Annotated in this window: 17 protein-coding genes; 16 read left to right on the top strand and 1 reads right to left on the bottom strand. The window is 60.5% G+C overall.

From position 1 onward, the window contains the following. Positions 1 to 14 precede the first annotated feature (14 nt). Positions 15 to 833 (bottom strand): type I methionyl aminopeptidase, encoded by an 819-nt coding sequence (gene map, locus CEW83_RS04795; protein ID WP_108948319.1) that lies wholly within the window; start codon positions 831 to 833, stop codon positions 15 to 17. A gap of 278 nt (positions 834 to 1,111) precedes the next feature. Between map and rpsB the strand changes: the two genes are divergently transcribed. The 16 genes from rpsB (at position 1,112) to CEW83_RS04715 (ending at position 15,734) form a co-directional block, all read left to right on the top strand. Continuing rightward, positions 1,112 to 1,867, top strand: coding sequence for a 30S ribosomal protein S2 (gene rpsB / locus CEW83_RS04790; protein WP_108948318.1), 756 nt, complete (start codon positions 1,112 to 1,114; stop codon positions 1,865 to 1,867). Positions 1,868 to 1,949: 82 nt separating this feature from the next. After that, positions 1,950 to 2,840: a translation elongation factor Ts gene (tsf, locus tag CEW83_RS04785; RefSeq protein WP_108948317.1), complete on the top strand. Its 891-nt coding sequence runs from the start codon at positions 1,950 to 1,952 to the stop codon at positions 2,838 to 2,840. 12 nt (positions 2,841 to 2,852) lie between these two features. Further along, entirely contained in the window at positions 2,853 to 3,569 is a 717-nt protein-coding gene (gene pyrH / locus CEW83_RS04780) for a UMP kinase (RefSeq protein WP_108948316.1), read from the top strand. Between the two features lie 17 nt (positions 3,570 to 3,586). Continuing rightward, entirely contained in the window at positions 3,587 to 4,144 is a 558-nt protein-coding gene (gene frr, locus CEW83_RS04775) for a ribosome recycling factor (protein ID WP_108948315.1), read from the top strand. A gap of 48 nt (positions 4,145 to 4,192) precedes the next feature. Then, positions 4,193 to 4,972, top strand: a complete 780-nt coding sequence (uppS, locus tag CEW83_RS04770; RefSeq protein WP_108948314.1) for a polyprenyl diphosphate synthase — start codon at positions 4,193 to 4,195, stop codon at positions 4,970 to 4,972. Further along, a complete protein-coding gene (locus CEW83_RS04765) occupies positions 4,965 to 5,792 on the top strand; it encodes a phosphatidate cytidylyltransferase (protein WP_108948313.1) in 828 nt (275 codons plus the stop codon). Before uppS ends, CEW83_RS04765 begins: the two co-directional genes overlap by 8 nt. A 14-nt stretch (positions 5,793 to 5,806) precedes the next feature. After that, on the top strand, positions 5,807 to 7,009 hold the full coding sequence (gene ispC / locus CEW83_RS04760) for a 1-deoxy-D-xylulose-5-phosphate reductoisomerase (RefSeq protein WP_108948312.1): 1,203 nt from the start codon (positions 5,807 to 5,809) through the stop codon (positions 7,007 to 7,009). Continuing rightward, positions 7,006 to 8,385, top strand: a complete 1,380-nt coding sequence (gene rseP / locus CEW83_RS04755) for an RIP metalloprotease RseP (RefSeq protein ID WP_108948311.1) — start codon at positions 7,006 to 7,008, stop codon at positions 8,383 to 8,385. The genes ispC and rseP overlap by 4 nt, the downstream gene beginning before the upstream one ends. An 8-nt stretch (positions 8,386 to 8,393) precedes the next feature. Next, positions 8,394 to 10,721, top strand: coding sequence for an outer membrane protein assembly factor BamA (bamA, locus tag CEW83_RS04750; RefSeq protein ID WP_108948310.1), 2,328 nt, complete (start codon positions 8,394 to 8,396; stop codon positions 10,719 to 10,721). A gap of 34 nt (positions 10,722 to 10,755) precedes the next feature. Then, a complete protein-coding gene (locus CEW83_RS04745; protein ID WP_108951208.1) occupies positions 10,756 to 11,256 on the top strand; it encodes an OmpH family outer membrane protein in 501 nt (166 codons plus the stop codon). 15 nt (positions 11,257 to 11,271) lie between these two features. Beyond that, the gene (lpxD, locus tag CEW83_RS04740; RefSeq protein ID WP_108948309.1) at positions 11,272 to 12,297 is read left to right on the top strand and encodes a UDP-3-O-(3-hydroxymyristoyl)glucosamine N-acyltransferase; all 1,026 of its coding nucleotides are present in this window, start codon (positions 11,272 to 11,274) and stop codon (positions 12,295 to 12,297) included. Between the two features lie 5 nt (positions 12,298 to 12,302). After that, positions 12,303 to 12,740: a 3-hydroxyacyl-ACP dehydratase FabZ gene (fabZ, locus tag CEW83_RS04735; protein WP_108948308.1), complete on the top strand. Its 438-nt coding sequence runs from the start codon at positions 12,303 to 12,305 to the stop codon at positions 12,738 to 12,740. Further along, complete coding sequence (gene lpxA, locus CEW83_RS04730) at positions 12,737 to 13,507, top strand: acyl-ACP--UDP-N-acetylglucosamine O-acyltransferase (RefSeq protein WP_108948307.1); 771 nt, start codon at positions 12,737 to 12,739, stop codon at positions 13,505 to 13,507. The genes fabZ and lpxA overlap by 4 nt, the downstream gene beginning before the upstream one ends. A 4-nt stretch (positions 13,508 to 13,511) precedes the next feature. Further along, positions 13,512 to 14,675, top strand: coding sequence for a lipid-A-disaccharide synthase (lpxB, locus tag CEW83_RS04725; protein WP_108948306.1), 1,164 nt, complete (start codon positions 13,512 to 13,514; stop codon positions 14,673 to 14,675). Beyond that, entirely contained in the window at positions 14,668 to 15,282 is a 615-nt protein-coding gene (gene rnhB / locus CEW83_RS04720) for a ribonuclease HII (RefSeq protein WP_108948305.1), read from the top strand. The genes lpxB and rnhB overlap by 8 nt, the downstream gene beginning before the upstream one ends. Next, a complete protein-coding gene (locus tag CEW83_RS04715; RefSeq protein ID WP_108948304.1) occupies positions 15,279 to 15,734 on the top strand; it encodes a CopD family protein in 456 nt (151 codons plus the stop codon). The genes rnhB and CEW83_RS04715 overlap by 4 nt, the downstream gene beginning before the upstream one ends. Positions 15,735 to 15,743 lie beyond the last annotated feature (9 nt).

The raw sequence follows: 15,743 nt of genomic DNA, 5'->3' as shown, positions 1-15,743 counted from the left end.
CCTGCTGTGCGCCCTCAGGCGAATCGGTCTGCAACGAGTGCGGGCGGCGGCGGGCAGTTGGCGGACAGCGTGAGCACTTCGACGCCGGTTTCGGTCACCACGATGGTGTGCTCCCACTGCGCGGACAGACTGCGATCCTTGGTGACGATGGTCCAGCCGTCGGGCAGCTCGGAAATCGCGGCCTTGCCTGCGTTGATCATCGGTTCGATGGTGAAGATCATCCCGGCTTCGAGCTCGACGCCAGTCCCCGGCTTGCCGTAGTGCAGCACCTGAGGTTCTTCGTGGAACTTGAGTCCGATTCCGTGCCCGCAGAATTCGCGCACGACGGAAAAACCGTTGCCTTCAGCGTGACGCTGAATGACGTGGCCGATGTCGCCCAGTCGCGCGCCCGGGCGAACTGCTGCGATGCCGAGCCAGAGGCATTCGAAGGTCACCTGGCACAGGCGCTTGGCGAGAATCGAGCCATCCTTGCCAACGATGAACATGCGGCTGGTGTCGCCGTGAAAGCCCTCGGGCGTAATCACGGTGATATCCAGGTTGACGATGTCGCCCTTCTTGAGCGCCTTGTCGCCCGGTACGCCATGGCAGACCTGATGGTTGATCGAGGTGCAGATCGACTTCGGGTAGGGCGTGTAACCCGGCGGTGCATAATTGAGCGGCGCCGGGACGGTGTTCTGAACGTTGACCATGTAGTCGTGGCACAGGCGATCGAGTTCGCCCGTGGTGACGCCAGGCTGGACAAAGGGCTCGATGTAATCAAGGACCTCTGCGGCCAGGCGGCAGGCGACGCGCATCTGTTCTATTTGCTCTGCGGTCTTTATCGTGATGCTCATGGTGGGGAAGAGGGGCTGTAAAAGGTCTCTAGGCTAGCGCATGCGTCCTCTGCGGGCAAACTCGACATTGCATCTTGGCTTGAGCGCTGTCATGTCTCAGTGCTATCATCACGGGCTTGTCTGCTTGCGCAGGCAAAATCCACACGCCGAATCGATCGGGGTCCGCATGCAGGTAATACGTCTGTTGCGGCGCAGGTGCGAAAAGCTTGTCAGGACGGGTGTCCGGCAGCGCTTCGCATCCGGTTCGGCGGAGGCTAACCCTAGATCTGGAGTTTCACATGTCAGTAACAATGCGTCAGATGCTCGAAGCGGGCGTTCACTTTGGTCACCAGACCCGTTTCTGGAATCCGCGTATGGCCCCGTACATCTTCGGCCACCGCAACAAGATCCACATCGTCAACCTCGAAAAGACGATGGTCAAGTACAACGAAGCCATGGACTTTGCCCGCAAGCTGTCGGCAAACCGCGGCACCATCCTGTTTGTCAGCACCAAGCGTCAGGCTCGCGAGATTCTCGCCGAGGAAGCACGTCGTGCAGGTATGCCTTTCGTTGATGAGCGCTGGCTCGGCGGCATGCTGACCAACTTCAAGACGGTCAAGCAGTCGATCAAGCGCCTGAAGGAAATGGAAGCGATGGTCGAAGACGGCTCCATGGAGCGTCTGAGCAAGCGCGAAGCCCTGACCGCCCAGCGCGAAATGGACAAGCTGCAGAAAAGTATCGGCGGCATCAAGGACATGGGCGGCCTGCCCGATGCACTGTTCGTGATCGACGTTGGTTACCACAAGATCGCCATTACTGAAGCCAAGAAGCTTGGCATTCCGGTCGTGGCCGTGGTTGATACCAACCACTCGCCCGAAGGCGTGGATTACGTGATCCCCGGCAACGATGACTCCTCGCGCGCCATCCGCCTTTACGCCCGCGGCGTGGCCGATGCTGTGCTGCAGGGTCGCAGCCAGGTGCTGCAGGAAATCGTGTCTGCCGGCGGCGACGAATTTGTTGAAGTCGAAGAAGAGAACTCCCAGGAACAGGCCTGATCCTGCCTCGGGGTTGAAACGATAGTTTTCCGCGGCGGGCCGGTGCCCGCCGTGTGCTGTAAACGAACATTCAGGAGTTAGCATGGCGGAAATCACCGCAAGCATGGTCAAGGAACTGCGCGAGAAGACTGACGCGCCGATGATGGAATGCAAGAAGGCACTGACCGAGGCAACTGGCGACATGGCCAAGGCTGAGGAAATTCTGCGCATCAAGCTCGGCAACAAGGCTTCCAAGGCAGCAGCCCGTGTTACCGCTGAAGGCATCGTCGGCACGCATCTTTCCGCCGATGGCAAGCTCGCAGCAATGGTCGAGCTCAACTGCGAAACCGACTTCGTCGCCAAGAACGATGACTTCATCGCGCTGGCTGCGTCGCTCGCGACACTGATCGCCGAGAAGAACCCGGCTGATGTCGACGCGCTTGCTGCGCTCGAACTCAACGGCCAGACCGTCGAGCAGTTCCGTTCGGCACTGGTGGGCAAGATCGGTGAGAACATCACCGTGCGTCGCTTTGTCCGCATCGAAGCGAAGGGCTCTGTCGCCAGCTACATCCACGCCGGTGCTCGTATCGGTGTGCTTATCGACCTGGTTGGTGGCGACGAGCAGATGGGCAAGGATCTCGCGATGCACATCGCCGCGTCCAAGCCGAAGTCGCTCGACTCCACTGGCGTGCCTGCCGACCTGATCGAAGCAGAGCGTCGCATCGCGATCGAGAAGGCGCGCGAAGCCGGCAAGCCGGAAGCCATGCTCGAAAAGATTGCCGACGGTACCGTGCAGAAGTACCTGAAGGAAGTCACCCTGCTGGGTCAGCCTTTCGTCAAGGATGACAAGCAGACCGTCGAGGCGCTGCTCAAGTCGCGTTCGGCTTCGATCGCCAGCTTCACGCTGTATGTGGTCGGTGAAGGCATTGAGAAGAAAGTGAACGACTTCGCTGCTGAAGTGGCTGCCCAGGCTGCCGCTGCTGCGCAGAAGTAAGGAGCTTTGAAAATGACCGCTGCTGCTTACTCCCGCATTCTGCTCAAGCTTTCGGGCGAAGCCTTGATGGGTGATGACGCCTACGGGATCAACGAGGATGTGGTCAGCCGCATTGTCGCCGAGATCACCGAGGTGTCGCGTCTTGGTGTGCAGGTTGGGGTGGTGATCGGCGGCGGCAACATTTTCCGCGGCATGAAAGGCGCAGCGTCCGGTATGGACCGCGCCACGGCTGACTACATGGGCATGCTGGCTACGGTCATGAATGCCATGGCGCTTGCCGATGCCATGCGCCGGATGGGGCTCGAGGCGCGTGTTCAGTCTGCGCTTCGCATCGACCAGGTGGTCGAGCCCTATATTCGCGGCCGCGCGATCCGTCACCTTGAAGAGGGGCGGGTTGTCATCTTTGCCGCAGGTACGGGCAACCCCTTCTTCACGACCGATACGGCTGCTGCGCTTCGCGGTGCCGAGATCGGCGCCCAGATCGTGCTGAAAGCCACCAAGGTGGACGGTGTGTATACGGCTGATCCGAAGAAGGATCCCGCTGCCCAGCGTTTTCACCGCATCAGTTTCGACGAGGCAATCGGCCGCAATCTCGCAGTGCTGGATTCGACCGCATTTGCACTTTGCCGAGACCAGAAGTTGCCGATCAACGTGTTTTCGATCTTCAAGCCGGGCGCACTCAAGCGTGTGGTCATGGGTGAGGACGAGGGCACACTGGTTCATTCCTGATTCACGAAAGGACAACCATGATTTCCGAAATCAAGAAGACGACCGAACAGAAAATGAACAAGTCGGTCGAGGCTCTCAAGCTCGACCTGGCCAAGGTGCGCACCGGTCGCGCACACACGGGCCTGCTCGATCATGTGATGGTCGAGTACTACGGCAGCATGGTGCCGGTCAATCAGGTCGCAAACGTTACTCTCATCGACGCCCGTACCATCGGCGTTCAGGCCTGGGAAAAGCCGATGCTGGCCAAGGTCGAGAAGGCGATTCGTGATTCCGACCTGGGTCTCAACCCTGCGAACATGGGTGAGATCATCCGCGTTCCGATGCCCGCGCTGACCGAAGAACGTCGCCGTGACCTTACAAAGGTCGTGCGTACCGAAGGCGAGAGTGCCAAGATTGCGGTGCGCAACCTGCGTCGTGACGCAAATCAGCAGCTCAAGGATGCCGTCAAGGAGAAATTGATCTCTGAAGACGACGAGCGTCGCGGCGAGGACGAAATCCAGAAGCTGACGGATCGCCACGTTGGCGAGATCGACAAACTGCTCGCGCAAAAAGAGCAGGAGCTGATGCAGATCTGATCTGCCACAACCGAATGGCCCGCCAAGGGCCATGCGTGGAGTCCATTGATGGCAGATTCTGGCTTTACCAGTTCCACCCGTGCCGTTCCGGCAGCCAGCGGCGTGCCCCGGCACATTGCGATCATCATGGACGGCAACGGGCGTTGGGCGAAGAAGCGATTCATGCCGCGCGTCGCCGGCCACAGCCGGGGCGTCGATACGGTCCGCGCTACCATCCGGTCCTGCATGGATCGGGGGGTCGAGTACCTGACCCTGTTCGCCTTCAGTTCCGAGAACTGGCGCCGTCCCGCCGATGAAGTCTCATTTCTGATGCAGCTGTTCATCAAGTCGCTGCAGAAAGAGGTGGATCGCTTGCACGAGAACGGTATTCGCTTCCGTGTCATCGGAGATGTCTCCCGTTTCGACAGGAAACTGGTGGATGTGATCCATGCAGCCGAAGCCCTGACTGCAGGCAATACCCGCTTCAACCTCACGATCGCCGCAAATTACGGCGGTCGCTGGGACATTCTTCAGGCGGTTTCAAAAGTACTGGCCAAGCATCCGGGCGAAGAGGTACCCGTCACGGAAGAGGCGCTTGAAGCCGAACTTTCGATGAGTTTCGCGCCCGAACCGGATCTTTTCATCCGTACCGGTGGCGAGCAACGCATCAGCAATTTCCTGCTCTGGCAACTGGCTTATACCGAACTGCACTTCACCGATACGCTTTGGCCCGATTTCAATGCCAAGGCGCTTGGCCGTGCCATCGAGTCCTACCAGGGGCGTGAACGCCGGTTTGGTCGCACCAGCGATCAGGTGAAGGACGCTGCAAGTGCGGGGCGTCATGCTTAAAACGCGGATCATCACTGCGTTCATTCTCCTGTTCGGTCTGCTTGCTGCCGTGTTCACGTTGCCCGCCCCGCTCTGGCTCGCGTTTTGCGCGCTGGTTTGTGGCGGGGCCGCGTGGGAGTGGGGCGGACTCGCACGCTTCGCCACGCCCGGTCGCACGATCTTTGCGGTTCTGACCGGCGTGCTGTGCGGAGTGCTCGGGGCATTGTCCGGACTTGGTGGACCGTCGGCGCCTGTTATCGGCCTGCTGGCGCCGCTTTATCTCGCCAGTGCGCTTTTCTGGCTGCTTGCCATCCCCTTCTGGTTGCAGCTGAAATGGCGCCTGTCGAGCGCTGGCATGGCCATCGCGGTCGGGCTGGTGGTGATGGTGCCGCCGGCGCTGGCGCTGGCGCACCTCCGACAGCTCGGTCCATGGTTGCTGCTGGCGATCATGGCGATGGTCTGGGTTGCCGATATTGCCGCCTATTTCAGCGGTCGTGCATTCGGGCGGCGCAAGCTGGCGCCCGGGATCAGTCCTGGGAAGACCTGGGAAGGTGCGTTCGGCGCGGCCGCAGGCGTAAGTGTTTTCGGCTACGTGCTGCTCTTTTTGTTTGCCGCTCTCGATACGCCGGGATGGCTCTACACGGCAGCCTTCCCCTTACTGCTCGCATTTACCGCGGTCAGCATCATCGGTGACCTGTTCGAGTCGCTGCTCAAGCGTCAGGCCGGGATCAAGGACAGCGGTGCCATCCTTCCCGGTCATGGCGGCATTCTCGATCGCATCGACAGTCTCACTTCAACCCTGCCAATGGCAGGCCTGCTGGCCCTTTGGCTCGCACGCTGACAATTTGACCCTTCATGCCTGACTCACGTCTGCAGCACGTCACCATTCTTGGCGCCACTGGCTCGATCGGCGTCAGTACGCTGGATGTCATCGGCCGTCACCCCGAACGCTATGCGGTCTTTGCGCTCACGGCCAATCGCCAGGTGGACAAGATGGTTGAGCAGTGCAGCCGCTTTGGCCCGCGCTATGCGGTGATGGTCGATGCTGACGCAGCGCTGCAACTGCGCGCACGGTTACGCGCAGCCGGTTGCGCGACCGAGGTGCTGTCCGGCGCCGCTGCGCTTGCAGAGGTTGCGGCCGCTGCCGAGGTCGACGCGGTCATGGCTGCAATTGTCGGCGCTGCCGGTCTTGAGCCGACGCTTGCAGCGGCACGCGCAGGCAAGAAGGTGTTGCTCGCGAACAAGGAAGCACTGGTTCTCTCCGGGCAGCTGTTCATGGATGCGGTTGCGGCATCAGGGGCCTGCCTGCTCCCGATCGATAGCGAACACAATGCGGTTTTCCAGTCCCTGCCCGTCAGCTATCAGCGCAATCCGGGTGCGAGCGGTGTCCGGCGCATTCTGCTGACGGCCTCCGGTGGGCCCTTCCGTGATTCGGCGGTCGAAGATCTTGAGCATGTCACGCCTGATCAGGCGTGCGCACACCCGAACTGGGTGATGGGGCGCAAGATTTCCGTGGACTCGGCCACGATGATGAACAAGGGGCTCGAAGTCATCGAGGCGCACTGGCTGTTTGGCGCGCCGGCGGACCAGATCGAGGTCGTGATTCATCCGCAGAGCGTCATCCACTCGATGGTGGATTACATCGACGGCTCGGTGATTGCCCAGCTTGGCAATCCCGACATGCGCACGCCGATTGCCCATGCACTGGCGTGGCCTGAACGGATAGATTCCGGCGTGGGGGCTCTCGATCTGGTCGAGATCTCGCGTCTGACGTTCGAGCGTCCGGATCTCGAGCGTTTTCCCTGCCTGGCCTTGGCATACCAGGCCTTGCGTGCAGGTGGCGCCGCACCTGCCGTGCTCAGCGCTGCAAACGAAGAGGCCGTGGCCGCGTTCCTTGACGGAAACCTCGGATATCGGCGTATTGGCGATGTTATTTCTGCGACGCTGGAACGTGTCGGGGTAATGGCGGTCGATTCGCTGGAGGCAGTTCTGGCTGCAGATGCCCATGCGCGAGAGATCGCCCGAGACCAAATTACCAAGCGTTCCATGACCCGATGACTCTGTTTCACTACCTGATTCCGTTTGCCCTCGCACTCGGGCTGCTTATCCTGGTCCACGAACTTGGCCACTACCTTGTCGCACGGTGGTGTGGTGTGAAAGTGCTTCGCTTCTCGATCGGGTTCGGCAAGCCGCTGGTGGTCAAGCGCGCTGGTGCTGACGGGACGGAGTGGGCACTTGGCGCGTTTCCGCTTGGCGGCTACGTCAAGATGCTCGACGAACGAGAGGGCTCGGTTGCCACGGACGAACTTCACCGGGCCTTCAATCGCAAGAGTGTCTGGCACCGGTTTGCGATCGTCGCGGCTGGTCCGCTTGCGAACTTCCTGCTGGCCATCGTGCTTTACTGGGGCATTTTCGTCGTCGGCACTGATGAACTTCGTCCCCGGATCTCGACCGTGGAGCTCAGTGATGCTGCGAGCTCGAATCCGGCGCAACTGGCAGGCATACGCGACGGGGATCTCGTTGTCGCGATCGACGACGAGCCCGTGCAGAGCTGGCAGGATCTGCGCTGGGTCCTCCTGCGCCATGCTCTCGACAGTAGCACGGTGAGCCTGCGCATTCGAACGCTTGAGGAAGTCGAGACCATGCGCACGCTGGATCTCACCGGTCTGGATATTGATGACAGCAGCACGGACCTCATCGCACGGATCGGCCTGCGCCCTTGGCGACCGGAGATTCCCGCTGTCGTTGGCAGGCTGGTCGACGACGGACCCGCCGCTCGCGCCGGCCTGGTGGCGGGAGACGAGATCATCGCGATCGACGGCGAACCAATCGGGTCGTGGGGGGAAATGGTGGCGCAGGTGCGCGAGTCTGCCGGGCGCGAGCGGGTGTTCGGGGTGAAACGTGACGGCGTGGAGCGCAGTTTTGCCATCGTGCCTGACGCGGCCTCTGAGAATGGCGAAAGCATCGGACGCATCGGTATTGCGGTCGCAGAACCGGTGCTTGGCGGGCTGACGATGTTCGCCGAGGTTCGGTACGGCATCGTCGACGGCCTTGAGAAGGCCGTGCGGCAGACCTGGGATACCAGCGTACTCAGCCTGCAGATGATCGGGCGGATGTTCACCGGTGAGATCTCGTGGAAGAACCTGTCCGGGCCGGTCACGATTGCGGACTATGCGGGGCAGTCGGCGCAGCTTGGACTGGGCCACTACATCAAGTTCCTGGCGCTCATCAGCATCAGCCTGGGAGTGCTCAACCTGCTACCCATCCCGGTGCTGGATGGCGGGCATTTACTGTATTATGTGATCGAAATCATCAAGGGCGGTCCCGTCTCGGAACGTGTCATGGAGATCGGCCAGCAGATCGGCCTTGCGCTCCTTGTCATGCTCATGGCATTTGCCTTCTACAACGACATCAATCGTCTTATCTCCGGCTGAATAACCGAATGAATCGCAAGCGCCTTTCAGGGCTGATCATGGCCCTTTTTGCCTCTTTTCCCGCGTTCGCCTTTGACCCCTTCGTGGTCAAGGACATCCGGGTAGAGGGTATCCAACGTACGGAAGCTGGTACGGTCTTCAACTACCTCCCGGTCCGTGTCGGTGACACGTTCGATGAAGGGCAGGCCGCCGACGCGATCCGGGCACTGTTCGCCACCGGATTTTTCAGCGATGTGCGCATTGAAACCGAAAACGACGTGCTGGTAGTCCTGCTCGATGAGCGCCCTGCCATTGCCCAGATCGATTTTGTCGGGGTCAAGGAATTTGACAAGGACCAGCTCAAGGCCGGCCTGCGCGAAGTCGGGCTCGCTGAGTCACGCATCTTCGACCGTGCCTTGCTTGATCGCGCCGAGCAGGAGCTCAAGCGCCAGTACCTGAGTCGCGGCAAGTACGCTGCAGCGGTCACCACCACGGTGACGCCGCTGGAGCGCAACCGCGTTGGGATCAACTTCAGCGTGGAAGAGGGTGAAGTCGCCAAGATCGCCAGCATCACAGTGGTTGGTGCGAAGGCCTTCGATACCGAAGACCTCGTCGATCTGTTCCAGCTGACGACGCCGGGCTGGCTGACCTGGTACACCAAGAACGATCAGTACTCGCGCCAGAAGCTGTCTGCCGACCTTGAGAATCTGCGTTCCTACTATCTCAACCAGGGTTATCTCGATTTCAATATCGATTCGACCCAGGTGTCGATCACGCCGGACAAGAAAGAGATCTACATCACGGTGAATATCACCGAGGGTGAGCAATACACGGTCAGCGGGCTGCGTTTCACCGGCGAACTCATTCTTCCCGAGTCCGAGTATCTTGCGCTGAGCACGGTTCGTCCGGGCGAGATCTTCTCGCGCGAGAAGCTGACCGAGACCACCAAGGCGGTCACCGACCGGCTCGGCAACGAAGGCTATGCGTTTGCAAACGTCAATGCCGCGCCCGAAGTCGACAAGGCGAAACGCGAAGTGGCGTTCACCATTTTCGTCGATCCGGGTCGTCGCGTATATGTGCGCCGGATCAACGTTGGCGGTAACACCAAGACCCGCGACGAGGTGGTGCGTCGTGAGATGCGCCAGATGGAAGGTGCCTGGTACGATGCCGCAGCAATCAATCGCTCGCGCGAACGTGTCGACAAGCTGGCCTTCTTTGACGAAGTGACGGTCGAGACCCCTGCGGTTCCCGGTACCACCGACCAGGTGGACGTGAATTTCGGCGTCAAGGAACGGCCCACGGGTAATCTGATGCTGGGCGCGGGCTTCTCCAGTTCGGAAAGCATCGTGCTGTCGGCATCGATTTCACAGCAGAACCTCTTCGGCAGCGGTAATGCGATGACGCTCGGACTCAATACGAGCAAATCCAGCCGCACACTGTCGCTGTCCTTCACCAACCCGTACTACACCGTCGACGGTGTGAGTCTGGGCTGGGACATCTATCACCGTACCTACGACACGACGGATTACTCGACGGTGTCGCCGTACAAGACCGTTTCGACCGGTGCCGGATTGCGGCTGGGATACCCGATTGCGGAAGACGACAGCATCAGCTTCGGTCTTGGGATTGACCGCACGCGTATCACGACCTATGACGACAGTACTGATCAGTACAAAGAGTTCTGTATCGATTTTGGTTGTAGCGATTCGAGCGGGATTGGTGACGTCACGGTGTCGAGCCTGCTGCTGACGGCGGGATGGTCGCGGGACAGCCGCGACAGCTTCCTGTACCCGCGCAAGGGTGTGTATCAGCGCGTCTATGGTGAGATGGCCCTGCCGCCGGGCGATCTGCGTTATACCAAGCTGAACTACCAGTACCAGCACTGGTTCCCGATCGGCAAGGACTACGCGCTGATGCTCAACGGAGATATCGGCTGGGCAGCCGGATTCGGCGGCAAGCCGGTGCCGTTCTACAAGAACTTCTACGTTGGCGGTATCGGTTCCGTTCGCGGCTTTGACCAGAGCTCGCTCGGACCCAAGGATTCGGATGGCGATTCGATCGGTGGTACGCGCAAGGCCGTGGCCAATGCCGAGTTCTTCTTCCCGATGCCGGGCTCGGGCAAGGATCGTTCCTTCCGTATCTCGGCCTTCCTGGACGCTGGTTATGTGTGGGGCAAGGATGCGGTTACGGGCGACGACGAGAAGATCAACTTCGGCGACCTGCGGTACAGTACCGGTCTCGCCTTTGCCTGGACTTCGCCGATCGGACCCTTGAAGTTCAGCCTTGGCTTCCCGCTCAAGAAAGAAGCGGACGACGATATCCAGCGCTTCCAGTTCCAGCTTGGCAGCGTTTTCTGATCGTGCCGCCCCCGGATAATTTGTGGAGACACATGTGAAAGTCAGTACTCTCTCCGTGATCGCAGTGGCCCTGATGGGGCTGAGCCAGGCTGCGTCGGCTGAAACAAAGATCGGGTTCGTCAATTCCGATCGCGTCATGCGCGAGGCCGGACCGGCTGTGCGTGCGCAGCAGCGCCTTGAGAAGGAATTCGAGAAGCGCGACCAGGAAATGCAGCGCATGGCCAAGGACCTGCAGGCGATGCAGGAAGATCTCGAACGCAACGGCGTGACGATGGCCGAGTCCGACCGTCGTAACAAGGAACGTGCATTCAACGATCTGAACCGTGACTTCCAGCGCAAGCAGCGCGAGTTCCGTGAGGATCTCAACCAGCGCCGCAACGAGGAACTCGCTTCGGTGCTGGACAAGGCTAACCGCACGGTCAAGCAGATTGCCGAAGCCGAGAAATACGACATCATCCTGCAGGAGGCGGTCTACGCCAGCCCGCGCATCGACATTACGGACAAAGTGGTCAAGGCCCTGTCCGAAGCCAAGTAAGGGCGTCGATCGGCAATGATTCGCCTCGACGAACTGGTCCAAAAACTTGGTGGTGAGTTGGTTGGCGATGGCAGCGTCTGTGTCGACAGGGTTGCGACACTCGACCAGGCAGGAAAGGGCGACCTCTCCTTCCTGGCCAATCCGAAGTACCTGAGTCAGGTCAAGAGCAGTGGTGCGGCGGCAGTCATTGTTGGCAAGAGCGCACGGGATGCGCTGACTGACCGGCCGCGCATCGTCGCAGACGATCCCTATCTCTACTTCGCGCACGTTGCAAGACACTTCAACCCGCCCGCATCAGTGCTGGGCGGTGTTCATCTTCTGGCTGCCGTATCCTGCTCGGTGCCGTCCTCGGTGGCGATCGATGCAGGCGCGGTTGTTGAAGAGGGTGTTGTGCTGGGTGAGGGCGTGCACATCGGTGCTGGTGCTTATGTCGGCCGTGGTGCACACGTCGGCGCGAACACCCGGATTGCACCGCGTGCCACAGTCTATGCCGGCTGTGTGCTTGGCCAGGATTGCATTATTCATGCGGGTGCCGTGATCGGTTCGGATGGCTTCGGCTTCGCACGCCAGCGTGACGGTGCGTGGGTGAAGATTCCGCAGGTTGGCCGTGTCGTCATCGGCAATGATGTCGAAATCGGCGCAAACACCACGATCGACCGGGGTGCGCTGGACGATACGGTGATCGGTAACGGGGTAAAGATCGACAACCAGATCCAGATTGGGCACAACGTCCGTATCGGCGACTTCACTGCGATTGCCGGCTGTGTCGGCATTGCGGGCAGCACGCGGATCGGTGCACGGTGCATGATCGGCGGGCAGGCCGGCATCATCGGCCACCTGACGATTGCCGATGATGTCGTGATCTCGGCAGGCACGCTGGTGACCAAGTCAATCCGTCAGCCTGGCGTCTATACGGCCAATCTGCCGGTTCAGGGACACGCCGACTGGGTCAAAAATTTCGCGCATCTTCGCCACCTCGACACGCTCGTGGATAGAATACGCGCCCTCGAACAACGCCTGGAAGAACGGGAACAGAGCTGAATACCATGGATATCAACGAAATTCTTCAATACCTCCCCCATCGTTACCCGTTTCTGCTGGTCGACAGGGTGCTCGAACTTGAAGAGAACAAACGTATTCTGGCGCTGAAGAATGTGACCATGAACGAACCGTTCTTTCCGGGCCACTTCCCGCATCATCCGGTCATGCCGGGTGTGCTCATCGTCGAGGCGATGGCGCAGGCCGCCGCGCTGCTGTCGTTCAAGAGCATGGGCGTGAAGCCTGACGAAAACTCGGTGGTGTATTTTGCGGGTATCGACAACGTCCGCTTCAAGCGGCCCGTTGTTCCGGGCGACCAGCTTATTTTCGATGTCGAGATTACTCAGAGCAAACGCAACATCTACAAGTACAAGGGTGTGGCCAGGGTCGGTGATCAGGTCGCAACCGAGGCTGAACTGATGTGTGCGCTCAAGACCCTGTCATGATTCATCCGACTGCCATCGTCCATCCGGACGCGCGGATCGGCGAGAACGTATCGATCGGCGCATATTCGATTATCGGCCAGCACGTCGAGATCGGTGCCGGCACGTGGATCGGACCTCACGTCGTGGTCGAAGGGCATACGACGATCGGTTGTGACAACGAGATTTTCCAGTTCTGCTCGATCGGCGCTCAGCCGCAGGACAAGAAATACGTCGAGGAGCCGACTCGGCTCGAGATTGGTGATCGCAACACGATTCGCGAGTTCTGTTCGTTCAACGTGGGCACCAGTCAGGATGCGTACGTCACCCGTATGGGTAACGACAACTGGATCATGGCGTATGTGCATGTTGCGCACGATTGTCAGGTCGGCAACCACACGATCTTTGCCAACAATGCGACGCTTGCGGGCCATGTGCATGTCGGAGACTGGGCCATTCTCGGCGGTTTCACCGGGGTGCACCAGTTCGTGAGGGTTGGCGCCCACAGTTTCTGCGGTGTCGGTACAGTACTGCTGCAGGATCTGCCCCCGTGCGTCACGGTCTCGGGCAATCCGGCTGCGCCGCATGGGATCAACAGTGAAGGTCTGAAGCGCCGCGGCTTTTCCGCGGACGGGATTGCTGCGATCAAGCGTGCGTACCGCCTCCTGTACCGTTCGGGCTTGAGACTCGAGGAAGCACGGGAGCAGATTGCGGGACTCGCCGGCGAACACGCCGAGGTCCAGGCTTTCTCCGATTTCATCAGCCAGTCTGGCCGCGGTCTGGTGCGTTGATCACATGGCGCCCAGAATCGCCATGGTGGCCGGAGAAGCCTCCGGCGATCTCCTCGCCAGTCACCTGATCCGCGCCGTAAAGCAGCACGTTCCGGATGCGGTGTTCTACGGCATCGGTGGTCCCAAGATGCAGGCGGAGGGCTTCGAGGCGCGCTGGCAGTCCGAGCGCCTTGCGGTGCACGGTTATGTTGATGCGCTGAAGCGTTATCGTGAGCTCTCGGGCATTCGCAAGAAACTGCTCGCCGAGATCCGCCGTGATCGTCCCGATGCCTTCATCGGCGTGGATGCCCCTGATTTCAATCTCTGGCTGGAAGGGCGGGTGAAGGATTCCGGGATTCCGTCGATTCATTTCGTCAGTCCTTCGATCTGGGCCTGGCGCGGTGGCAGGATCAAGATGATCGCGCGTTCGGTGAGCCGGATGCTGTGCCTGTTTCCTTTTGAAGCGCCGATCTACGACAAGGCGGGCGTTCCTGCGACCTATGTCGGGCATCCGTTGGCGGACGTGTTTCCGCTCAAGCCTGACCGCGCAGCGGCCCGGGAGCGCCTGAATGTTTCACCCGACGCCAAGGTCATTGCGGTATTGCCTGGCAGCCGGCAGTCCGAGGTGCGCAATCTCGCGGATACCTTCATCGGTGCGGCAGCCATTCTCTCGCAACGTCATCCGGACGCGGTGTTCCTTGTGCCGCTTGCGACCCGTGAAACGCGAACCCTGTTCGAGGAGGCGCTGCGCCTCAACAATGCGCGCGAGTTGCCAATCCGCATGCTCTTCGGGCATTCAGTCGACGCCATGACGGCAGCGGACGTGGTACTGGTTGCCAGCGGCACGGCCTCGCTTGAGGCCGCCTTGCTCAAACGCCCGATGGTGATCAGTTACCGGATGGGCGGCTGGCAGTACCGGTTGATGAAGCGCATGGCGTATCTGCCCTGGGTTGGATTGCCCAATATCCTGTGCAATGAGTCTCTGGTGGCCGAACTGCTCCAGGACGATGCGACACCGGTCAGGCTCGCGGATGCGCTCGACCGCTGGCTGCTCGACCCCGCGGGTTGCGAGGCGCTCGCAGAGCGATTCACCGAACTTCATCTGACACTGCGCCAGGATACGGCTGACAAGGCTGCTGCAGCGATTCTGCCCTATCTTCAGCACAAGCCCCAGGTCGGTCATGTCTGAGCCACGTCGCATTGGACTGATTTGCGGTGTGGACGAAGCCGGGCGCGGTCCCTTGTGCGGCGCGGTCGTGGCTGCAGCGGTCATCCTTGATCCGGCGCGTCCGATTGAGGGGCTCGCAGACTCAAAGAAGCTGAGCGAACGTGCGCGTGAACGACTTGCTCCGCTGATCCGTGAGCGTGCGCTTGCGTGGGCTGTTGCAGAGGCGTCGGTCGAGGAGATCGACCGGCTCAACATCCTGCATGCAACGATGCTGGCGATGAAGCGGGCGGTCGAGGCGCTTGCGGTCAGACCCGACGAGGCGCTGATCGATGGCAACCGTTGCCCGGCGCTCGAAATTCCCGCACGCGCGATCGTGAAGGGCGACAGTCTCGAGCCAGCCATTTCGGCCGCGTCGATTCTGGCCAAGACCGTGCGCGACGAACAGATGCGTGCGCTTGACCTGGCGTTTCCACACTACGGCCTTGCAGGGCACAAGGGTTACCCGACGGCCTCGCATCTCGCTGCCATACGCAGGTATGGTGTGCAGGATTTCTACCGGCGCAGTTTCGGCCCTGTCCGTGCAATTCTTGAGAATCCCCCGCTTTGGACTGAGGACGAAGCCACATGACGCTGCACCACCTGATGCTTTTCCTGCATGTCTGCGGCGTAGTGGTATGGGTTGGGGGCATGGCGTTTGCGTGGTTCTGTCTCCGGCCTGCGGCGATGCAGCTGCCTCCGGACCGCCGTCTCGGATTGTGGGCAGCGGTGCTGCGCGCTTTTTTTCCAATGGTCTGGATCTCGATTGCACTGATCGTGGTGTCTGGCTTTGGCATGCTGATCGAAACCGGTTTTGCGCGGGCGCCACTTGCGTGGCACGTGATGCTGCTGACCGGCATGGTGATGATCGGGGTGTTTGCGTCGATCTGGTTCGGGCCCTGGCGTTCGATGCAGCAGGCGGTCGCCAATGAGGATTGGGCGCGCGCGGCGGTGGCGATGAATACGATCCGCCAGCGTGTGGGCTTTAACCTCGGACTTGGGCTGCTGACCACCGCAATCGCCACGCTCGGCCTGGCTTTCTGAGCGGAATCC

Origin of the sequence: Parazoarcus communis (assembly GCF_003111645.1) — a bacterium.
GTDB lineage: Bacteria > Pseudomonadota > Gammaproteobacteria > Burkholderiales > Rhodocyclaceae > Parazoarcus > Parazoarcus communis_A.
The sequence above is the reverse complement of the archived record's forward strand: the minus strand, read 5'-3'. Positions and strand labels throughout refer to the sequence as shown.